The sequence below is a fragment of the Shewanella algae genome (assembly GCF_009183365.2).
In the GTDB taxonomy this organism is placed as follows: Bacteria; Pseudomonadota; Gammaproteobacteria; order Enterobacterales; family Shewanellaceae; genus Shewanella; species Shewanella algae.
This window is the reverse complement of the sequence record NZ_CP068230.1, coordinates 3,820,183-3,840,028: the sequence shown is the minus strand read 5'-3', so window position 1 is coordinate 3,840,028 and position 19,846 is coordinate 3,820,183. Positions and strand designations below refer to the sequence as shown.

Genomic DNA, 19,846 nt, shown 5'->3' with positions numbered 1-19,846 from the left:
GCAGAACCACAGCTCCGGCTTTACAAAGCGCTGTAAGTGGCTCCAGCGTACCATCCGGCCCTTTGAACAAACGACTAAGGCCCTTGGTTAGCTGAGCTCGTCATTGATGGGGTGTTTAAGCGGTTCAATATGGCTGCTGTTGTTGTGGCGGATAATGTATCCGGTATCATCAACCTGTCATTAAATAATCCTTGGCTTCAAAGTGCAATCCTTGTGGCGTGTTATGCCGTTCATTGTCGCCAAAGGGTAATAGTTCAGGTGTTTTTATCCAGTATCCCTGCCCGTATCTGCCGTTGAATACTGCTATAGTCTGAGTCCTCCAGGATTTTGGTTATTCCAGCGCGAATAGGGTTCTGGTCAACATAAACTATGCAGGCCAACAGGTTACATCACCCAGAAGTAAAAAGATGATTGAAGAACAATGACCGGAGTGGTTGACTGGTGGGTTATAAGCTGGTAACAGTGGTGTAAACAAGGAGGTGTAAGGTGAAAAAAATATTTTTTTTACTGATGGGGATTTTACCATTTTCATCAATGGCTACTCAGAACTATTTGTGCTCAAGTTGTACAAATGATGCTAGTGCGCGACAGTTTGCTGTTAAAAATTTTACGCCACGTCTGAATTGTTACCCGGAAGACAGAACTCAGCCCATGACACCAGATAACATGATTTGTGGCTCAACGAGCAATAAAATAGCCCTGGTCAATCCAAATACCGGTGTTGTTTATAGTTTCAGTGTAGGGCATAGGTTTGATGGGATATCTTATGAAGCGACAACTTGGCCTTTTTCTATAACATCAGAAAAAAAGTCTCTTTTGTCAGATGCTGGGCTAGCCTATGGAGCCTTAAAAAAGTCAGTTGTAGAACAAAATAAAATTCGTCGAGACGAGATTGGTATTATCTCAGCAGGAATTAATCAAGTTGGATTATATGATAGTAATCAGGATGACAGTTCTGGTGTTTCAAGCGGTTGCCCAACCGATACTGCACTTGCTGCTATAGTTGATCCAAATAAATTAACGGATATAGAAAATAAGTTAAAGTCAGATATAGTTAACGGTACCCCCCTTTTGAAAAATGTTCACGCTGTATTGAGTAAGAATGGATCGTCAGTCGATATAAATGATGTACAAGTAAATCTCAGTAATCGGCTGGGAACAGTGGGTCTTAAATATACAAGTAAAGATCCATCCTTATCACTTCAGTTCGGCTTTAGACAGTCTGAGGGTGGTGGGTTTATGACAGATTACCTTTTATTTGACTTAAGGATTATGAAAAATGACAACATTGCAGCTACACCAATAATTGATTTAACATTGAATGATCTTTCGGTAGTCGCTGGAGGCTATACTTTAGCACAGTTGAAGGGAAAAAATGGTCCTCTCGCTTTTACTGACCCCTGCATTCTTAGCAAGTTAAAAACACTACGTGAAAGTGGTGACTTTAAGAATTCATCAGGTGGTCCCTCCAACTTCAGCAATATTGGTGAAAATACCGGCGGACCTAGTGGCGGCGGATACCAAACTTGTACGGTTTATTTCTATCAGGGGGGGGCTCTAAAATACGTATTTAGAGTACCAGTTAATGAATGTTAAATCTGATGTTTTTGTTTAAGCTGGCTTTTATTGCTCATAAGAGCCAGCTATCCCTATCATACTGTTTTAAAAGCTTGGGCTGCTTCTTGTCCATTGAAATAGATGATTTTTCACGGATACTCTCATTCCCTCCTGAACCCACTTCCAGTGTACCATCCGGCCCTTTGAATACATGGCTAAAGTCGGTCGTCAGCTTGAGCCTGTTATCGATGGGTAAGCGGTTCAATATGGCTGCTGTTGTCATGGCAGACACCCGGTAGAACCTGTAGGACACAGGGGCAGGATTGATGATGTCGTTTGAGTTCATACTTTTGTTAAGAAAGCATTGCAGGGGGTTGCTTGCTGCACTTATCCTTGTTCTTACTCAAATTATATCAATACGTTACATAGCTATGTATTGAGCAAGGTTTTATACAAGGAACAGGATAAATGGAAACAGATGTGCTGGAGATTTTGCAGAACTTCCACTCTGATGGGCTTTTTGTTGCGCCCAACATACCCAGCAAGAAAGCTAAAAATGCAAGTGCATGTTATGGCATGTCATCATCGGTCGATATTTATGCCATAGTCGATTCTACGGTGTTTGGTTCTGCAAAAAATGGTCTGGCATTTACATCTGAAGGATTGTTTTGGAAAAATGACTGGACAACAACTTCTGCAAAAAACCACATGTCGTGGGAAGAGTTGATAAACACCAGTCAAGAGCATGCTGTTGACGGTTCAGATCTGTTGTTGGGGCAAGGCTGTGCTTTTGGTATGGCGGGTTCCGGTATGAAGCCCGCGGTTTTATTGAAACTGTTGGAAAAACTGGCCCAAAAGATACAAGGCAATACAGGGGCGACAGAAACTGCTGAAGTTTCGAATGTGGCACAAGCCTGCGTGACTCCGGCAGCTGTTGCAAATGGTGAAGCTTCTGTCGGCAACACTGCTTCGACGAGCGTTACTGCTGAAAATCTTCCCCCTGAAGGCGTTACAACCGAGAGTGTTATTCCGGCAGCAGATGCAAATGGTGGCGTATCTCTCACCAATACAGCTCCGGCCAGTAATACAGCACCGGCGAGCGACAAAGCTGAAAGCGCTGCCCCCGAAAGCCTTAAGCCTGAAAAGCCGGAGCAGGAATCCTGTCCCAAGCCCGCTTTTGAAGGTAGCTATCAGCGGGTCTACTTGGATATAGTTAACGCCGTGGCCAAGAGGCATCGTCTATCCCAACAAATCCAAATCGCGCCGGCTATCAAAGTCCACAAAGTCAGAAAAGTCATCGAAATATCAGAGGGTAAAATCGAACCTTACGATATCCTGATGATTGTGGATAACACCTTTATGCAAACAACCAAAGATTTTTTGGTTGTGACTCCTCATGCTATTTGGGCTAAAGGTACGCTGAGAAAGGTAGAGAGTTTTTCCTTAAGTGAAATTTGTAGTATTCGCTGTGATAAAAAAACTCTCTTTATTAATGACTATGACTTCCAGTACTTGGATCAGTTCTCTGAAAACGAAGTTTTGATACTGACGAATATGCTCGAAGAGCTAGTGGTCGCATTGCGTAAGTCCGACTCTGTATCGGCTGCTGACGAGCAGCTTCAATTACCTGCTGCTTTGGATACTTTGTTGTCCAACATATACGAAGTTGTATTGGATGATGTTGTTTCCGGCTTGAGGGATAAGGGATTCCCTGAAAATAAGCAGTTGGTTACTTCGATGGCGGAATGTTGTTTTAGTATCTTTTTCATTGTTGACTCCCACTTAAAATATCGAAATCAGGATACAGCTGAATTGGTGGGGCAATATTTGCTTGCTCAAACTTTGTCTGGCTTATTTGCGTTAATGAGCATAGAACAGTTATGGAGCAATACAGAAGCGAAGTCCACCTATGTGATGATGCAATGCTCTGTGATCATTCGAACATGCCAGTACTTTGAAAGACAAGGAGTAGCGTTAAGGCCGAACCAAAACTGGTATTTGCAGCTTTTCCAAACCGTGATAGAAGCCAATACCCTGGAACAGGGGGCTGAACTCATTGACCAGGAGATGGGTAACCTCAGTGCCGATAGACAATTAGCCATTGATTGTGCGTTCAAGAGTGGTCAAGGTGTTAGGGAAATGTTTTGCGATACTCTTTGATTATTTGGCTCCAGCTATCATAAATAGGTGTGATTAAAGCCTGGATGTGAAGCGGACAGGGCTGTTGAAATCGGCGTACAGCATTAGGTTTTTAGTGCTGTATGCTTTTTCAGGAGAGAAGGGGTATGGGAGGTCGTTCGAGACTAAACATACCTCATTAATGCTTTGGATAAACATATCGAGCTGAGAACTGAGCATGTTGTTTATCAGTCCAGGTGGTAGCCCATCAGAAAATTTGCCCGTCAAGCCGTGTTAAATGTGTGAGACAGGAAAACTCAGTTGGTGCATAAATAATCTGGGGCTGGGAGATGATAGCGTCAGGGCGCTGATAAAATGGAAACTGGGCCAGATTCGTGTGGCAGACCCAGAGTTCCAGGGCTAGGAGGTGGGTGAGCTAGTACATATCAGGCTAATTCTTTCCCCTTGGATTGTATCTTCGACCAAGTTAAGCCGAATTTTTGGAGATACTTTTGCAATCTTGTCGAATCGTTGGTTTGGGCTTTCTTGGTTCTACTGACATCGAATAACTCTCTGCCGGCCGATGCCATGCTGCCGTGTTGCTTGCAGATATTTAAAACATAGTTGAGCTGATTGGCATCAAACTGATCCAACTGGGCAATTTCTTCATCAGCAAGATACTGCTTCAACGTTTCTACCTGAGTATCGTGTGGAGAAGATTGCCAGAACTGCTCAAGTCGCGCGATTTCTTCTTTCACATCATCCACAGAGATCCTTGATGAGTCTGCCAATGTACACAATCTTGTGATGGCTGAACTTAGATCGCGGAAATTACCTGACCAAATAGCCATGTTGGAAGTGGCAAAGTTTTCGAATGCAATCCTAGCCTCTTTATTGAATTGAATTCGCTGTCCGGTTTTTTGTTCGTAGAGTCTGACTTCGTAGTCAATATTGGCTGGAATGTCTTCTTTGCGATCTTTTAATGCGGGGAGTTCATAGGTCCACAAGTTGATCCTGGCCAGCAGATCTTCCCGAAAAAGGCCCTGATGGACTTGTGACTTCAGATTTCTATTTGTTCCGGCTATCAACTGAAAGTCGCTGGATACCGGTTGATCACTGCCCACAGGATGAAAAGTCTTGTTTTCAATTGCGTGCAGCAGCATGGCTTGTTCTTCCAGCCCGAGCTCACCTATTTCATCTAGAAATAACATGCCTTTATTTGCTGTCAGAAGGTATCCACGGCGTTCTTTTTGCGCCCCGGTAAAGGCTCCTTTGGTGTGACCAAACAATGCTGCCATGGCATTTTCGCCTCTCAGCGTTGCACAGTTTACCGATACCAGCTCTCCTTCCAACATTGAGCGCTTTTTCTTCAGCTGAAAAATACGGGTAGCAAGTTGACTCTTGCCGGCACCGGTTGGGCCTGTGAGCAACATAGGATCGCTGGAGCGGATCGCGACCTTTTCGATTTGCGTAATCAGTCGGTTAAATGCCGCATTTTTCGTCTCTATACCACTCTTAAGAAATTCTTTTCCTTCGAGGTGTTCCTTGTCGAAGCGTGTCGCCAGTTGGTCGTACTTGGAAAGGTCCAAATCAATGATCTGGGTTTTTCCTATAGCCTTATTTTTATTGCCTCTATCCGGTGAGGTTTGTATCAAGCGGCCGGGAAAGTGGCCGCTCTCTGTCAGCAGGAAAATACATATCTGCAGAACATGGGTACCTGTGGTGATATGGAATAGATAGTCGTTCCGGTCGGTATCGAATACCTGTTGGTGGCACCAATCATAGAGTTTTGAGTAAGCCTCTTCAAAATCCCAGGGATCATTGAAGTTCACATTGTGTAATTCGACTTCTGTTTCCGGTGAAATGCTGCCAATATCGGCCGCAACACTGCTGGCCAATCTTTTACTGTGGTTGTCATGAAGCATGTGCAGTTGGCTGACAATCAAATCTTCTTGGCTGCATAAACTGACATTGGGGCGCCACTTGGCCCATCTATCACTTCCTTTCCCTGTGTAATCCAATTGAGTGCCAACCAAACTTACGACCACAGTGCGTTTCATTATTTGTGATATCCATATTGATATGTTTGTATCCATTTAATTACTTTTTTTGTTTTCGGTCAACCTGGTAGTAAATCAGGGTTTATGAGTTTCGCAAATTATTTATTTTTAATAATCATGGTGTTATGAATTTTGTTTTTAGTTGGTGCCTAAGTTGGCACATTGATTGATATAGATAACTTGTCTGATTAAGTGGTTGTGATTCAAAGGTCACACCGGTGCGCTGAACATTGTGACTGCGTATGCCTAATCAAATGCATTATTAAGTAGCTCAGCTGGAAGAGCAGCGAAGTGGATTCGTCGGTCATGGGTTCGATTCCCATCTTAATAGGATTTAAGTAGCTCAGAGGGTAGAGCAGCGGCGTAATGTCGTAGTCGAAGGTTCGAATCCTTCCTTAAATACAGGTAGCTCAAATTGGTAGAGCATCGAAGTGTTAATTCGATTGTTGTGGGTTCAAATCCCGCCCTAAATTCAAATTGCAAGAATCAAGGTTAGCGAGTCGTTTTTGCCAATGACTGATAAACGCTAAAGATGGACCAATGGTAGCCAGCAGGATGCTCCCTGCCATTTAGAAATCAGGTGCCTTTCTCAGTTAAGCAATGAACTCTTGCTAACTCCACTTACTTCCGGGTAAGTGAAAGAATAAAAGGAAATTAACTATGTTTAAAAAACTCTCAATAAGAAAAACGGTTACAGTCGCTGAAAATCAAAGGGTATTGATGTTTAAAAATCAAATGCTGGCGGATGTACTTATGCCCGGGAAGCACAAAATTTGGGATATTAAAGATGATCTGGAATTCATTACCTTTGATATCAATACGCTCTACTTTGCTGAAAAAAATGCCGACAGACTTTACCGAAGCAGCGATGCTCTGCGTAAACACATCTCGCATTGGAAACTGTCGAGCAATGAAGTGGGATTGCTCTATGTGGACGATCTGTTGCAAGGCATTGTTGCACCGGGTGAGCACCTTTACCTGTGGAAAGACGCGGGGGAATTGAGGTTGGATACCCTCTCAATTGAGGAAAATCTGCAAGTTGATGAAAAGCTGCTCTTCTTGATCAATCGTGCGGGAGCCAATACCGCTACAAGATTGATCAGAAGCAACCGTACAGTGGCGATTAAGCCGATTGCGGATATCTCTGTCGCCAAAGACCATATCGGCTTGTTGTATGTAAATGGTCGATTCATACGCAGGTTAGAGCCGGGGCAGCACGCATTTTGGCAGTTCAATCACACGATTGAAGTGAAGCCCTTTGATTGCCGGACGCAGATGCTGGAGATTTCAGGCCAGGAAATCTTGAGTAAAGACAGGGTGAGCCTGCGGATTAATCTTAGCGCGAGCATTAGATTGCAGGATGCCGAACTTGCTGCCCGCAGCGTGGATAAGGTGGATGACTTTGTCTATAAAACATTGCAACTGGCGTTGCGAGAAGCGGTTGGCACCAAGTCCCTGGACGATATTCTGTTGGATAAGTTGTATGTCAATGAAACAGTTAAGGAACTGGTTTCAGATCAGCTTACTGCGATAGGTATCTCACTGGTCAATGTGGGCGTGAAGGACATTATTCTGCCCGGAGAGATGAAGGCGATATTGAATCAGGTGGTGGAAGCACAAAAAGCGGCGGAAGCCAATGTGATCAAGCGCCGCGAAGAAACATCGGCCACCAGAAGTTTGCACAACACTGCCAAGGTGATGGAAAACAATCCTACCTTGATGCGGTTGAAGGAGCTTGAAGCACTCGAGAAAGTGTCGGACAAGATAGGCAACCTGACGGTTTACGGCGGCCTGGAAGGGCTTATGAATGGCATAGTGAAAATAGCCTGACGGGAAGGGCTGCGGCGAAGAGGATGCCGCAGCCCGCTGAGAAATGGATTGGAAGTAAAGGAATCAGTAATGTGTAGTAATTACAACGTGATAGAAAGCAAGGGACGGGCAACGATTAAAGCGTGGACCAAGGGAGTTCCTTTTGAAGACAAGGCTCTGGAGCAGTTGAACAACATTGCCGCTATGCCTTTGGTACATTCACACATAGCAGTTATGCCGGATGTCCATATGGGCAAGGGGGCAACCATTGGCAGCGTAATACCATCGGTGGATGCCGTTATTCCCGCTGCCGTTGGTGTCGATATTGGCTGCGGCATGGTAGCCGTCAAAACGACCTTATCCGCCAGTCAGCTTCCGGATAATTTGGCTGGAATAAGAAGTGCCTTTGAGGCCGCTATCCCCCATGGCCGAACCGGAAGAGCTAGAGGGGCAAGGGACAGAGGTGCCTGGCACAATGTTCCTGAGCTGGTGGCCGAGGAATGGAAAAAACTGGCAACCAGGTTCGAGCGAATTTGTGAAAAGCACCCGGCAATAAAGAAGAGTAATAACCTGAACCACTTAGGCACTATGGGTACAGGCAATCACTTTCTTGAGCTCTGTTTGGACGAAAATAATGCCGTGTGGATTATGTTGCATTCAGGCAGTCGCGGTGTGGGCAACCGGATAGGTACCTATTTTATCGAGCTGGCCAGGAAAGAGATGCAGCGCCATCAGATTAACTTGCCCGATATGGATTTGGCTTATCTGGAAGAGGGGAGTGAGTATTTTGATGACTATGTCGAGGCCGTGGAGTGGGCGCAGGATTATGCGGCGAAAAACCGTGAAATCATGATGTTCAATGCGATTGCAGCCTTAAGAAAGCAGATCCCGACAGGGTTTTCGACAGCGGAATTGGCGGTGAATTGCCATCACAACTATATCTCCCGGGAGCGGCATTTCGGTAAAGACTGCTATGTCACCCGTAAAGGTGCCGTTCGAGCCGAAAAGGGCGAAATGGGGATTATTCCAGGAAGTATGGGGGCTCGTTCCTTTATTGTCAGGGGCTTGGGAAACCCCGAAAGTTTCAATAGCTGCAGTCACGGTGCCGGGCGGGTAATGTCCAGAACCCAGGCGAAAAAGGTATATAAGGTCAAAGATCAAATTGAAGCCACTCAAGGGGTGGAGTGCCGTAAAGATGCGGCAGTCATTGATGAGATACCTCATGCCTACAAGGATATAGATAAGGTCATGGAAGCGCAGAAAGATTTGGTTGAAGTGGTTTACACCTTGAAGCAAGTTGTGTGCGTTAAGGGGTAAATCATGCCGTATTTAGTGATAGATGGGGCGCAGGGAGAAGGCGGTGGTCAGGTGTTAAGGACAGCATTGACCCTGTCTATTTTGACTCAGCGGCCAATCGAAATAGTCAATATTCGAGCCAAGCGTAAGAAACCCGGATTGCTGCGCCAACACCTGACCTCGGTATTGGCGGCACAAGCGATATGTGAGGCGAGCACAGAAGGGGTGGAACTGGGCTCCAGCCGGATACGGTTTTCGCCCGGTGAGGTTTTGCCCGGCGATTATCGTTTCGCCATTGGCACAGCAGGAAGTACAGTGTTGGTGTGCCAAACCATTTTGCCGGTTTTGGCGCTGGCGAAGGCAGGCTCCAAGGTCGAGTTTGAAGGTGGCACGCACAATGGAATGTCGCCCTCGCTGTGTTTTCTGGAGCAGTCCTATTTGCCGCTGTTAAAGCTGATGGGCATCGATTGCCAAATTGTGAAGTCTTCGCTTGGGTTTTATCCGGTAGGTGGTGGCAAGTGGCAGATAGAGATAAAGCCGGCAAAAGTCTTTAGCCCAATTAGGCTCATGGAGCCTGGAAGTGAGTCTGCAAAAAAACCGGAAAACTGCGGGCTTCATGCACTTGTCAGCCAGTTACCTGTGTCTATTGGGCAAAGAGAAGTGGCTGCAGCAAAAACGGTTCTGGGGTGGAGCGCATCGTCAGGCATAATCACGGATGTGGACTCCATAGGGCCAGGTAATAGCTTTCAGTTAACAATCCAGGGTAAGACACATACCAACCTGTTTGAAGTGGTTGGCGAGCAGGGCCTCTCGGCAGAGCGCGTGGCCAAGCGATGTGCGGGGCGGGTAAATAAGTTTGTTAGCGCCGAAGCAGCAGTGGAAGAGCAACTGGCGGATCAGTTACTCATTCCCATGGCCTTGGCTGGAAAAGGCAGTTACACGACCAGCAAACCGAGCCTGCACACAAGCACCAATATTGAGGTCATCAAGCAGTTTATGGATATCAATATTAGGGCTGAACAGCAAAATGAGCTGTGTTGGCAAATTAGCATAAGCAGCTGAACTACTGTGGAGGCTAGCAGCCAGGCGGGCGAAAAATAAAAAGGAGAATAGAGCATGTCAGGTGAACGTATCACCCATGATGGTGAAAGAGAGCGTTGCCCAGTACATGGGCATACCAGGCGCTTATCACGCAAGGAAATCAGCGAGATCAAGCATGCTGTCGAGGTGGCCAATTCACAGGCCAAGCGCAGTGGCAAGAAGCCCAAGGATCCGCAAATCGGCTTGTTCAGTTGTAAATGCAACTGCTTCTACGTCAAAGTTGATTAGTCGCTGTAGCTGAGTTTGTTAAACAGCCTGGCAGCGGGACCTTTTTCTCCCGGCATTACTCGCCATATTTCTCTCACAACAGCTTGAACCCACAGCCGAAGCCCATTAGGTTAGTGTGGTGCAATGGAAGGCGGGATAGTCGATCTCGTCTGTATGCGATAACAGATAGGGAGAGGCTGTTTATGTTCAATCGAGTGTTGAGTCGGGTGTGCTTGGGAGCCGGACCCTTTGGCGATAAGGTGGCCGTCAGTGCCAAGGGATTTTGGGCTTATCTGCCTATCCATGCGTTTATCTTGGTCTCTGTGAGTTTGCTGAGCGCCTGCAATTCGGATTCACAAGAAGTGGTGCTCAATCCTGTCGACACGGCCAAGATGCAGCAGAAGGTGGAACAACTGGCCAAGGAGATGCTGGTGCCCGGCGCCGTGGTGATTCTGCGAACGCCTAGGGGCGACTTTAAAACCGCCTATGGGGTAACCCGTTATGGCGGCAGTGAAGCGACCGACTTTGATCAGCATGTCAGGGTGGGCTCCAATACCAAGACCTGGGTCGGTACCGTGATTTTGCAGATGGCGCAGCAAGGGCGACTGCAACTGAGTGACACTGTCTCCATGTATCTCGACAATGTGCCAAACGGTGAGTCGATCACCATAGAGCATTTGCTTACTATGCGTAGCGGCCTGTTCAATTACAGCACCACGCTCGAGTTGAATCAGACACTTGATGAGCAACCAACCAAGGTGTGGACTCAGACTGAGCTGCTGGCAATGAGTTTTGCCCATAAGCCAGGTTTTGCCCCCGGCAGCGCATTTGAATACTCCAATACCAATACCGTCTTGCTGGGACTGATTGCCGAGCAAATCGATGGCAAGCCGCTGGCGGCTGTTATGCAGCAGAGGTTGTTTGCCCCCTTGGGTCTTGAGCGGACTCTGTTTCCCGATATCCATTCTAATACTCTTCCCGCGCCCTTGGCGCGGGGTTATATGTATGGCACCAATGTGTTGACTATGGATCCGCCCTTTAAGCTGCCCGAAAAGATGCAGCGAGAAGCCAGAGAGGGCGTTCTGGCACCCATAGATCAAACCGAGGCCAATCCCTCCTGGGGCTGGGCGGCCGGCGCCGGGATCTCCAGTGCCAATGAGTTGGCAACCTGGGTAGAAGCTTTGGTTGCCGGAGAACTGCTGGATGCCGATTGGCAGCGAAGGCGTCTGGATAGTGTCAGGCCGATAGATCCCGATAATCCCAACACGGCCTATTATGGGCTGGGGATCGCCAAGTTTGGCAGCCTCTATGGTCATACTGGTGAGCTGCCCGGCTATAACTCCTTTATGGGGCATGATCCTGTCAACAAGGTGACTCTGGTGGTTTGGACCAACCTGGCACCGGCGGTGGATGGCAAAGATCCGGCTACCACCATAGCCGCGGCCCTAATTAACATGCTCTATATTCCATCCAGTTAGCGTTAAACCCGCGCCGGGGAAGGAGAGCCTCCCCGGCAAACCTCCTGATTGGCCTCTTCCAATTTGCGCCATAAAGCCATCGCCTGGCATGATTTTATGCCTTGCAGTTTTCTTGTGCTTCCCTGAGTTTCGGTGTTGCGCATTTTGGTAATGATTTGTTCTTAATGCAAAATATCTCTATCATTGCCGCTCGGCTGTTGGCTGGAAACGTTTAGAAGGGAATCCATGAAAGAACTTGTCAGGGAAAACAAACGGCCGGACTTCAGGCTGTTGCAAAGCTTTGTTGTTCGTACTTTGGTGGGCGCTATGTTCGCCTACTATCTGGTGTATCTCGCCAATGAGCCTTTTGAGCATCAGTTGGCCTATATCGCCGTGTGCGTGCTGTTGTCGCTGCTGATGGACTATTTAACAGCCAGAAGCAAAGGCGCGTTGGAGGTCAAACTGGTTGAAGGCAAGTTAGCCTTGCTTGGGGTCACCATAGAGATAGCCCAGATAGAACAGGTACTTTACTGCCAGAGCAAGCGCTTTGAACACCAACTGAGGTTTCGTTTCAAGGATCACACCTATCAGGACTTTGAGCTATCCGAGCCGTCATTGATAGCCGATTTGCAACTCTACTATTTTTTGCTGGATAACCAATTGCCGGTGAAAATGCTGGACAATGCCGAGCGCCTCAACTGAAGCGCCGGCACCTGCCTTGGCTGCACCCTATATCAAGCCTATTACCCGTGTGAAGGGTATTATTCAGGTGAGCGCCATTGTCCGGATATCGCTTCAACCGGGTCGAAAACCGCTCCGGGCTGATCGGCATCAAGCCTGATATTCATCGTCAGTGACTTTTTCCATCCAGATGGCAGCCGGTGCTGTCTCCGATGCTTCGGCTACGGCCACATGGCTCATGGCCCTGTCTTGGCTGGCCCCGTGCCAGTGTTTTTCGTTGGCTGCAATCCATACGGTATCACCGGCTTCAATCATTTGTTTCGGCTCACCGGCTTTTTGGATCCAACCCCTTCCCTCCGTGACATACAAGAGTTGCCCGGCGCCGTGGGCATGCCAGGCGGTGCGGGCACCAGGCTCGAAGGTGACCAGTGCGGCACCGATACGCGATGGGCTGCCGGGTTCAAAGTGATTATCGATTCTTACCCGACCGGAGAAGGTGGCTTCCGGGCCCTGAAGGGATTGGCTGGCAGCATTTTTGATAATTTTCATGATCTGTTCCTGTATAGATGAGGACTTGCATTCGATCTTAGTCGCGCAGATTATGTAATTTAAATGATATGTCAGTATTAGCTTTATATTTGAGATTCATATATGAGACGGGAAGAGCTGGGGGATTTATGGGTTTTTCAGGCGGTTGTTGAAGAGGGCAGCTTTACTCGCGCCGCGGCCAGGTTGGGGACATCACAATCCTCTGTCAGCCATACCATAAGGCGCCTGGAGCAGCGCCTCAATGTACAACTGTTGAATCGAACCACCCGCAGCGTGGCTGCCACTGAGGCTGGGCAGCAGTTGCTGCAGACCCTAAGGCCTGCCTTTGGTCAGATAGCCGAGCAGTTGGAGCGACTCAACAGTTTCAGGCAGGAGATCAGCGGCCACATTCGGCTTACCGCCACCAAGTTTGCCGCCGAGTCGATATTGCTGCCGGTGGTTAATCGCTTACTGGCGCAGCATCCACAGCTGCAAATCGAGGTTTCTGTGGATCAACAACTGCTTGATTTGGCTGCTCAAGGTTTTGATGCCGGGGTACGATTGGGCGAGCAGGTGGCCAAAGACATGGTTGCCGTGCGTATCAGCCCGGATCTGCGTATGCTGGTGGCGGGTTCGCCGGATTACTTTTCCCGCCATGCAAAGCCGACCATCCCCCAGGACTTGACCGGGCATAACTGCATTAATCTGCGTCTTCCCACTTCGGGCGGCTTGTATGTGTGGGAGTTTGCCAAAGAGGGCCGCGAGCTGAATGTGCGGGTAAGCGGCCAGCTTATCTGCAATGAACCGGATTTGGTGACCAAGGCGGCAATAGCCGGTGCCGGGCTCTGTTTTCAACCTGAGGATGCGTTGGCGCCGGCGATAGCGGCCGGTGAACTGCTCCCGGTGTTGGAAGATTGGTGCCCGCGGTTTGCCGGTTATCACCTCTATTTTCCGAGTGGGCGTCAGCACTCGGCCGCCTTTAGATTACTGATTGATGCGCTCAAGTATTCAGGCGCTTAATTGAACCGTTACCGTATTGACCTGTAAACCAGAGCGTTGTTTTATAAGGCGAATTCTGGCTACGCCTCATTGCTGATTGGCCGGGATTACTGTGTCGGCAATCATCTGCCTCAGCCATTTGTGGGCAGGGTCTTGATTGAAGTGCTTGTGCCACAACAACACGTACGCACCGGGCACCAGATCTATCGGCACTTCCAGCGTCGCCAACTCAACATGTTGCAGCGCCTGGGCCGCATATTTGGCCGGTGCGCAGAGGATTAACTCGCTGTGGCGACACAGCTCCAGCGCAGTGGGAAAGTCGGTGATATTGGCGCGGATCCGCCGGGTCTTGTGCTTCAGTGCTAACACATCGTCCAGCAACCAATGTTCGATACCGCCAAAGGCTACCTGCAGATGCTCGAAGCTGAGAAAACGCTCCAGGTTCCAGTCGCCCTCAAGCGCAGGATGATTCGGCGGCAGCAGGCAGATGGGCTTGTCGCGAGTCAGCTCCAGATACTCGAGTTCATCCGGCAGGCTGTTGATATGCATCAGCGAGCGCGGATCCCACTCGCGGCAGCCTATGGCAAAGTCCAGCTCGCAGCGCAGCAGCTGCTCCATGGTGCCCGGGTACCAGGTCTTGCAATTGATATCCAGCCCGGGAGCCTGGCGCAGCAAGGAAGGCATAAAATGCGGCAGCGTGAGGGAGTAGGCGGTTTCCACCAAGTGCATACGAAACTGACGTTCACTGGCGGCAGGGTCAAACTCGTCCGGTAGCGTCAGCCGCTCGGCCAACCTGAGCCATTGCTGCAGCTCTGGCCCCAGAGCCAGCGCTCTGGGAGTGGGCTTGAGGCCGAAGGCGCTGCGTTCAAACAGCGGGTCATTGAACAACTCCCGCAGGCGGTTAAGCTGCTTGCTGACGGCCGATTGACTCAGGTGCAACCGCCTGGCCGCGCCGGTAACGCTTTGTTCTTCCAGCAGGACTTCCAATACCGGAAGCAGGTTGAGATCGACTTTCATTATTATCCTGGCCGCAGGGTAGAAGCTTAAGGGAAGGTGCTAATAGTTCCTGGTGACGCTCTGGCTTGCACTATAGGACTTGTTGGTACCTTCCCAAGTCTAACAGCTTGATCTGCCTGTCCAAAGAACAAAAGGCTGCTATTCTGGCCAGGGAGAGAGTCATCAAAGGAGTGGGATTATGCTGAGTAAATGGGGCTGGCGGCTGTTGCAATTGAGCCGAAAACTCTGGATGCGCACTGTGCTGTTTGCGATTCTGGCGGTGGTTACCGCATTGCTGGCGATAGTGGTGCAGGGAGTTATTCCCCCTTCGCTGTCGGGCATGATAGGTGCAGATGCGGTGGACAAGCTGCTCAATATCCTCGCCTCCAGCATGTTGGCCGTGACCACCTTTTCCCTGAGTGTGATGATTTCCGCCTATGGCGCAGCCACCAGCAATATTTCCCCCAGAGCCACCAAGCTGTTGATGGAAGACTCCACTGCCCAGCAGGCGCTGGCTACCTTTGTCGGCTCCTTTGTTTTCAGCATAGTGGGCATTATCGCCCTCAGTACAGGTGTCTATGGCGAAGAGGGGCGGGTGGTACTGTTTCTGGTGACTGTGGCCGTGGTGGTATTGATAGTGGCAACCATTCTGGTGTGGATCAATCATTTGTCCAAGCTAGGCCGGGTAGGGGAAACTACAGACAGGATTGAAAAGGCGGCCGGAGCGGCTATCCAGCGGCGCTGTGAGCATCCCTGGCTGGACGGGCGGCGCCTGGCATCCGAGGAGGATATTCCCAAAGGGGCTTTAGCTCTCTATCCGGCCGACACAGGCTATGTGCAGCATGTGGATCTCGGCAGCATCAATCAATGGGCCGAAGATTACGGCGCCGAAGCCTATATCACGTCATTGCCAGGTGCCTTTGTCCATCAGGGACGGCCCCTGCTGTGGCTGAGTTTTCAGGCTGAGGATGGCGGTGTCGATGACGCTCAGTTGCAGCCACTGCACAAGGCTTTTACCGTGGCCAATGAACGTTCTTTCGATCAAGACCCTCGCTTTGGGTTGTCGGTATTGGCCGAAGTGGCATCGAGGGCCTTGTCGGCGGCGGTGAATGATCCTGGCACAGCGATAGATGTGATTGGTCGCGGAGTCAGATTGATAGCCAAATGGCAGGTGACTGATGAGCAGAATCTGCCGGCGCCTGAGGCTATTCCCTATCCCAGAGTTTGGATGCTGCCGATACGTCTTGAAGAGCTGTTCGATGACTTCTTTATGCCGATAGCCCGGGATGGTGCGGCGCTGGTGGAGATTCACATTCGGCTGCAAAAAGCCTTTCAAGCCTTGTCCAACCGGGCAGAGTTTAGCGAGGTGTGTCGCAAACACTCCGAGCTGGCGCTGGCCAGAGCCGAACAGGTACTGACGTTTGAGCCAGATGTTACACTGCTTCGGAAGCTTGCCGCCGAGCTACAGCAAGAGCCAGGTAACGGATAGCTGGCGTAGAACTCAGCTTGCGGCTATGCTATTCGCGGACTGTTTTTATCAGGGAAAGATAATGAAACCTTCAAATCTATTACTTGTTGCCTCATTGGCATTGGCGGCGCCGCTGCAGGCTGCCGAAGATCCTGCCGTAGCCGAAGCCATTGAGGCCGGGTTACAACATTACCGCAAGGGTGAATTGAGCCAGGCCAGTTCACAACTGGATTATGCCTCAACCCTTATCCGGCAGCAGCGGGCCGGAGAAGTCGTAGGGGTATTTCCCGAGCCATTGCCGGGTTGGCAAGCCGATGATCCTTCAAGCGATACAGGTGGCATGATGTTGGGCGGGGGCATAAATGCCAGCCGCCACTACTACAAAGAAGACAGTGCGCAACTGGAGATAGAGCTGGTGCTCGACTCCCCCCTATTGCAGTCTGTTATGGCCATGCTGACCAATCCATCTATGATAGCCATGAGCGGCGGCAAGCTGGTCAAGGTTCAGGGGCATAACGCCATGCTCAGTACTGAATCCGGTGAGGCAGAGCTGACTGTGATAGTCAATGGCAATGCCATGTTCACTCTCTCGGGGGAAGGGGTTAAAGCCAGTGAATTGCAGGAGTTTGCCAACGCCCTGCATCTGGATAGGCTTTAAGATCCGGCTCGGAATCGAGCTAATCAGGATTTGATCATGGGCCCCTGCGGTTTAAGCTGCAAGGGCCTCTGTATTTGGGGTTATCAGCGCAGTAACTGCTGATAGAGCCAGGACTTGAGTTCGGCGCGGCGCAGTTTCAACTGGTTGAAACGTTCTTCTGCCGTGGGGACACAGTTTTCTTCCAATCCACGGATCTCATGGTCGAGGTCGTGATACTCGGCTGCCAGCTCGCGAAAGTGAGGATCGTTTTCCTTGAGTTGATGGATTTTCTGTTTGTGCTCCGGAAACTCCAGGATCAGCGCATGGTTTTCGCCCAACATAAGCTCTCTCCTTCAAATAGTGCCTGGCCGAAACAGGCTCAAGCCTTGATTCCTACTCTACCCAGCGGCGCTTTGTCTGTCATCCGCAGAAAGTCGACAAGTAACCATAATCCTGTTTAGTGGCAAGTGAGCAATTAACGGCCAGCTCACCATCCCTGGTTCGTGCTAATGAACTTGTCGCTTCGCAACATTTGTCCTAGTGGCAGGGCTGCCTGTGCGAAAGCTCACCGCAGGTGATGGGTCACACCATGGCTGGAAACCAAGCCGATATTGATAGGTGATTTCATCCATAAGGCCAAGACAGGCAAGTCGTCACCGGGTTCCCGGACTCACTTGGCGAAAAGGCGGCTATTGGGTATTGCGAAGGGGAATGGAGATGTTTCTTTGGGCCCTCATTCGGGCCCAAAGCGCGCAGCCTTAGCCTTTGATGCTGAAGCTGCCTTGCATCACGGCCCAGTGGCCGGGGAAGGAGCAGAAGAAGTTGTAGCTTTCTTCCGGTGTCATGCCTTCGGTGCTGAAGCTGATGCTGACAGATTCGCCGCCACCAACCAGAGGAGTGTGGGCAATCACCCGCTCGTCACCGGCTTTGACATAGGCGGCATCGGCGCCGGCTGCCATACCATCAGTAGCAATGCCCTGCATGTCGGCGCTCTTGCTCAGAACCCAGTTATGGCCCATGGCTGTCACTGGCAGGGTGCCGGAATGAGTCAATGTCAGTTCTACCGTCTTGCAACTGGCGGGAACGCTTAATTCCTTGGTATCAAATTGCATCGCATCGTTGGCTGTGATGGTCAGGCTGCATTCGTCGGCGCTGGCAGTGCTGCTGATAACGGCGCCGGCTCCCAACAGGGCAATACCCGCGAGTCTCTTGGTTAACTTATTCATTTTCAATTCCTTTTCTGGTTTTAGGGTCGATATTTCTCTCGACAGCACGAGAGCCCCGCAGGCTCCCGCCTGGGTCAATCATAACGGCATTTCCCTTAAATGAGAATTAATCTCAGAATTTTAACTGTCAGCCGAGGTTGGAGCAGCTGACAGTCGCTTGGGCTGTGATAGACTGACAGCCGAATCAATACTTGCCACGGAGGCACTCATGAAAGGTCCTGGTTTTTTGTCATCTCTTGTTCTGGGCGGCATATTGCTCAGCAGCCCTTTGGCGTTGGCCGATGACAGCGCTCGCCGGGCTCAGGTGGAGCAGTTACTGCTGGAAATGCAGATGGACTCCATGATGGACACGGCTTATACCCAGATGGAAATGATGATTTTGGGCATGCAACAACAGTTCAATATCAAGGAGAGTGAAAAGCCTTTATTTGAAGAGTTTGCCCGCAAGAGTACGCAGATCTTCAAGCAGGAGCTGGGCTGGGACAAGCTGAAGCAGCCGTTGACCGATATTTATGTCAAGCATTACAGCGACAAGGAAATTGCCGATATGCTGGCGTTTTATGCCAGTGATACAGGGCGCTCCATGGTCGCCAAGATGCCAGCCGTGATGCAGGAATCAATGATGGTGACTCAATCACTGAGCCAGGGGCTGCTGCCTAAGATGGAGCAGCTGCAGCAGGAGTTTGCCACCAAGCTTCAGGCCCACAGAGAGGCCAATCCAGGCGAATAATTTGACTGGCAGCCAGCATAAAAAACGGGAGTCTATGACTCCCGTTTTTGTGGCGGTAACGGCGTGATTACAGCTCGCGGCGGTAGGGAATACCGCGCTGGGCGCCATGACGGGTCACGGCTATGGAAGCGGCCTTATTGGCAAAATCCACCGCTTGTTCCATGGCCAGCCCCTCACTTAAAGCCACCATCAGGGCACCGTTGAAGGTGTCTCCTGCGGCCACAGTATCAAGTACCTTGACCGGGTAGCTAGGCACCAGGCCCTCAAACTCGGGATGACGCACATAGGCGCCGCGGCTGCCGAGGGTGATCACCACGGCGTCAACCCCTTTGGCTTGTAGAGCGGCTGCGGCTTTGGCTGCGCCGGCTTCATCTTCCACCTTGATACCGGTAAGGGCTTCTGCCTCGGTTTCGTTGGGAGTGATGATATCCACCAAGGCCAGCACATCGTCAGCCAGCGTGCTGGCGGGGGCCGGGTTGAGAATTGTCACAGTGTCTTGTTGCTTGGCCAGTTGCAGCGCGGCTTTGACCGATTCCAACGGCGTTTCCAGCTGTGCCAGCAGGTAACTGGCGCCTTTGAACAGGTCTTGATGACAGTGGACATCGGCTGGCTCCAGGCTGGCGTTGGCGCCGGCGGCCACCCCAATACAGTTTTCACCGCCATCGCCGATGAAAATCATTGCGCTGCCGGTTGCCATTTCCGGCACTTTCTTCAAGCCCTGAGGATGAATGCCATCGTCCAACCAACTCTTGATCATGGTATCGGCAATGGCGTCGTCCCCAAGATGGCAGATAAAGTCCACTCGGGTGCCAGGTTGCACCAGTCTGGCGACGGCAACTGCCTGATTGGCGCCTTTGCCACCGTGTTCCAAACGGTAGCTGCGGCTCATCAGTGTTTGCCCTGGCTCGGGCAAGTGACTGAATTCCATCACATGATCGGCATTGGCACTGCCGATTATCACTAGTCTACTCATGTA

At 50.1% G+C, this 19,846-nt stretch carries 19 protein-coding genes and 2 tRNA genes; 14 read left to right on the top strand and 7 right to left on the bottom strand.

Features of this window, described 5'->3' with window-relative positions; all coding sequences use genetic code 11:
- The first annotated feature begins 486 nt into the window (after window positions 1–486).
- Window positions 487–1,596 (top strand): hypothetical protein, encoded by a 1,110-nt coding sequence (locus E1N14_RS17295; protein WP_144128777.1) that lies wholly within the window; start codon window positions 487–489, stop codon window positions 1,594–1,596.
- Window positions 1,597–1,630: 34 nt separating this feature from the next.
- Here the strand turns inward: E1N14_RS17295 and E1N14_RS17290 are convergent, their stop codons facing one another.
- A complete protein-coding gene (locus E1N14_RS17290; protein WP_152134826.1) occupies window positions 1,631–1,840 on the bottom strand; it encodes a hypothetical protein in 210 nt (69 codons plus the stop codon).
- A 185-nt stretch (window positions 1,841–2,025) separates the two neighbouring features.
- On the opposite strand from E1N14_RS17290, the gene E1N14_RS17285 reads away from it, so the two are divergent.
- Window positions 2,026–3,717: a hypothetical protein gene (locus tag E1N14_RS17285; RefSeq protein WP_025009016.1), complete on the top strand. Its 1,692-nt coding sequence runs from the start codon at window positions 2,026–2,028 to the stop codon at window positions 3,715–3,717.
- Window positions 3,718–4,121: 404 nt separating this feature from the next.
- Here E1N14_RS17285 and rtcR read toward each other — a convergent pair whose 3' ends face one another.
- Window positions 4,122–5,735, bottom strand: coding sequence for an RNA repair transcriptional activator RtcR (gene rtcR, locus E1N14_RS17280; RefSeq protein ID WP_037436161.1), 1,614 nt, complete (start codon window positions 5,733–5,735; stop codon window positions 4,122–4,124).
- 260 nt (window positions 5,736–5,995) lie between these two features.
- On the opposite strand from rtcR, the gene E1N14_RS17275 reads away from it, so the two are divergent.
- The 8 genes from E1N14_RS17275 to E1N14_RS17240 all read left to right on the top strand — a co-directional run bounded on the left by E1N14_RS17275 (window position 5,996) and on the right by E1N14_RS17240 (window position 12,307).
- A tRNA-Pro gene (locus E1N14_RS17275) sits at window positions 5,996–6,066 on the top strand.
- A 1-nt stretch (window position 6,067) separates the two neighbouring features.
- Window positions 6,068–6,137: transfer RNA gene (locus tag E1N14_RS17270), tRNA-Leu, on the top strand.
- 258 nt (window positions 6,138–6,395) lie between these two features.
- Window positions 6,396–7,565 carry a slipin family protein gene (locus E1N14_RS17265; protein WP_025009018.1) on the top strand — a complete coding sequence of 390 codons (1,170 nt, stop codon included), beginning with the start codon at window positions 6,396–6,398 and terminating at the stop codon, window positions 7,563–7,565.
- 69 nt (window positions 7,566–7,634) lie between these two features.
- Window positions 7,635–8,861, top strand: a complete 1,227-nt coding sequence (locus tag E1N14_RS17260) for an RtcB family protein (RefSeq protein WP_025009019.1) — start codon at window positions 7,635–7,637, stop codon at window positions 8,859–8,861.
- Between the two features lie 3 nt (window positions 8,862–8,864).
- A complete protein-coding gene (gene rtcA / locus E1N14_RS17255; RefSeq protein WP_025009020.1) occupies window positions 8,865–9,902 on the top strand; it encodes an RNA 3'-terminal phosphate cyclase in 1,038 nt (345 codons plus the stop codon).
- A 54-nt stretch (window positions 9,903–9,956) separates the two neighbouring features.
- Window positions 9,957–10,169: a hypothetical protein gene (locus E1N14_RS17250; RefSeq protein ID WP_025009021.1), complete on the top strand. Its 213-nt coding sequence runs from the start codon at window positions 9,957–9,959 to the stop codon at window positions 10,167–10,169.
- A 182-nt stretch (window positions 10,170–10,351) separates the two neighbouring features.
- The gene (locus E1N14_RS17245) at window positions 10,352–11,626 is read left to right on the top strand and encodes a serine hydrolase domain-containing protein (protein ID WP_025009022.1); all 1,275 of its coding nucleotides are present in this window, start codon (window positions 10,352–10,354) and stop codon (window positions 11,624–11,626) included.
- 225 nt (window positions 11,627–11,851) lie between these two features.
- On the top strand, window positions 11,852–12,307 hold the full coding sequence (locus E1N14_RS17240) for a hypothetical protein (RefSeq protein WP_062793597.1): 456 nt from the start codon (window positions 11,852–11,854) through the stop codon (window positions 12,305–12,307).
- A 129-nt stretch (window positions 12,308–12,436) separates the two neighbouring features.
- Here the strand turns inward: E1N14_RS17240 and E1N14_RS17235 are convergent, their stop codons facing one another.
- Window positions 12,437–12,835, bottom strand: coding sequence for a (R)-mandelonitrile lyase (locus E1N14_RS17235; RefSeq protein WP_025009023.1), 399 nt, complete (start codon window positions 12,833–12,835; stop codon window positions 12,437–12,439).
- Window positions 12,836–12,937: 102 nt separating this feature from the next.
- Between E1N14_RS17235 and E1N14_RS17230 the strand changes: the two genes are divergently transcribed.
- Complete coding sequence (locus E1N14_RS17230; RefSeq protein WP_025009024.1) at window positions 12,938–13,834, top strand: LysR family transcriptional regulator; 897 nt, start codon at window positions 12,938–12,940, stop codon at window positions 13,832–13,834.
- Between the two features lie 66 nt (window positions 13,835–13,900).
- Here E1N14_RS17230 and E1N14_RS17225 read toward each other — a convergent pair whose 3' ends face one another.
- Complete coding sequence (locus tag E1N14_RS17225; RefSeq protein WP_025009025.1) at window positions 13,901–14,836, bottom strand: LysR family transcriptional regulator; 936 nt, start codon at window positions 14,834–14,836, stop codon at window positions 13,901–13,903.
- Window positions 14,837–15,008: 172 nt separating this feature from the next.
- Here E1N14_RS17225 and E1N14_RS17220 point away from each other — a divergent pair, with 172 nt between their 5' ends.
- Together E1N14_RS17220 and E1N14_RS17215 are read left to right on the top strand one after the other, a co-directional pair.
- The gene (locus tag E1N14_RS17220; RefSeq protein WP_025009026.1) at window positions 15,009–16,298 is read left to right on the top strand and encodes a DUF2254 domain-containing protein; all 1,290 of its coding nucleotides are present in this window, start codon (window positions 15,009–15,011) and stop codon (window positions 16,296–16,298) included.
- A gap of 61 nt (window positions 16,299–16,359) precedes the next feature.
- Window positions 16,360–16,935 carry a hypothetical protein gene (locus E1N14_RS17215; RefSeq protein ID WP_025888839.1) on the top strand — a complete coding sequence of 192 codons (576 nt, stop codon included), beginning with the start codon at window positions 16,360–16,362 and terminating at the stop codon, window positions 16,933–16,935.
- 83 nt (window positions 16,936–17,018) lie between these two features.
- Here E1N14_RS17215 and E1N14_RS17210 read toward each other — a convergent pair whose 3' ends face one another.
- A complete protein-coding gene (locus tag E1N14_RS17210) occupies window positions 17,019–17,255 on the bottom strand; it encodes an HP1242/YdcH family protein (RefSeq protein ID WP_025009029.1) in 237 nt (78 codons plus the stop codon).
- A 417-nt stretch (window positions 17,256–17,672) separates the two neighbouring features.
- Window positions 17,673–18,140 (bottom strand): azurin, encoded by a 468-nt coding sequence (gene azu / locus E1N14_RS17205; RefSeq protein ID WP_037436164.1) that lies wholly within the window; start codon window positions 18,138–18,140, stop codon window positions 17,673–17,675.
- A gap of 208 nt (window positions 18,141–18,348) precedes the next feature.
- Here azu and E1N14_RS17200 point away from each other — a divergent pair, with 208 nt between their 5' ends.
- On the top strand, window positions 18,349–18,870 hold the full coding sequence (locus tag E1N14_RS17200) for a DUF2059 domain-containing protein (RefSeq protein WP_051472831.1): 522 nt from the start codon (window positions 18,349–18,351) through the stop codon (window positions 18,868–18,870).
- A 67-nt stretch (window positions 18,871–18,937) separates the two neighbouring features.
- Here the strand turns inward: E1N14_RS17200 and rbsK are convergent, their stop codons facing one another.
- On the bottom strand, window positions 18,938–19,843 hold the full coding sequence (gene rbsK / locus E1N14_RS17195; protein WP_062793596.1) for a ribokinase: 906 nt from the start codon (window positions 19,841–19,843) through the stop codon (window positions 18,938–18,940).
- Between the last annotated feature and the right edge of the window lie 3 nt (window positions 19,844–19,846).

Excerpts from the sequence above, each read along its gene's own strand:
- E1N14_RS17245 (WP_025009022.1), top strand. The coding sequence starts at position 10,352 with ATGTTCAATCGAGTGTTGAGTCGGGTGTGCTTGGGAGCCGGACCCTTT.
- E1N14_RS17235 (WP_025009023.1), bottom strand. The coding sequence starts at position 12,835 with ATGAAAATTATCAAAAATGCTGCCAGCCAATCCCTTCAGGGCCCGGAA.
- E1N14_RS17200 (WP_051472831.1), top strand. The coding sequence starts at position 18,349 with ATGAAAGGTCCTGGTTTTTTGTCATCTCTTGTTCTGGGCGGCATATTG.
- azu (WP_037436164.1), bottom strand. The coding sequence starts at position 18,140 with ATGAATAAGTTAACCAAGAGACTCGCGGGTATTGCCCTGTTGGGAGCC.
- E1N14_RS17290 (WP_152134826.1), bottom strand. The coding sequence starts at position 1,840 with ATGACAACAGCAGCCATATTGAACCGCTTACCCATCGATAACAGGCTC.
- rtcA (WP_025009020.1), top strand. The coding sequence starts at position 8,865 with ATGCCGTATTTAGTGATAGATGGGGCGCAGGGAGAAGGCGGTGGTCAG.
- E1N14_RS17215 (WP_025888839.1), top strand. The coding sequence starts at position 16,360 with ATGAAACCTTCAAATCTATTACTTGTTGCCTCATTGGCATTGGCGGCG.
- E1N14_RS17285 (WP_025009016.1), top strand. The coding sequence starts at position 2,026 with ATGGAAACAGATGTGCTGGAGATTTTGCAGAACTTCCACTCTGATGGG.
- E1N14_RS17260 (WP_025009019.1), top strand. The coding sequence starts at position 7,635 with ATGTGTAGTAATTACAACGTGATAGAAAGCAAGGGACGGGCAACGATT.
- E1N14_RS17250 (WP_025009021.1), top strand. The coding sequence starts at position 9,957 with ATGTCAGGTGAACGTATCACCCATGATGGTGAAAGAGAGCGTTGCCCA.
- rbsK (WP_062793596.1), bottom strand. The coding sequence starts at position 19,843 with ATGAGTAGACTAGTGATAATCGGCAGTGCCAATGCCGATCATGTGATG.
- E1N14_RS17220 (WP_025009026.1), top strand. The coding sequence starts at position 15,009 with ATGCTGAGTAAATGGGGCTGGCGGCTGTTGCAATTGAGCCGAAAACTC.
- E1N14_RS17230 (WP_025009024.1), top strand. The coding sequence starts at position 12,938 with ATGAGACGGGAAGAGCTGGGGGATTTATGGGTTTTTCAGGCGGTTGTT.
- E1N14_RS17240 (WP_062793597.1), top strand. The coding sequence starts at position 11,852 with ATGAAAGAACTTGTCAGGGAAAACAAACGGCCGGACTTCAGGCTGTTG.
- E1N14_RS17265 (WP_025009018.1), top strand. The coding sequence starts at position 6,396 with ATGTTTAAAAAACTCTCAATAAGAAAAACGGTTACAGTCGCTGAAAAT.
- rtcR (WP_037436161.1), bottom strand. The coding sequence starts at position 5,735 with ATGAAACGCACTGTGGTCGTAAGTTTGGTTGGCACTCAATTGGATTAC.
- E1N14_RS17210 (WP_025009029.1), bottom strand. The coding sequence starts at position 17,255 with ATGTTGGGCGAAAACCATGCGCTGATCCTGGAGTTTCCGGAGCACAAA.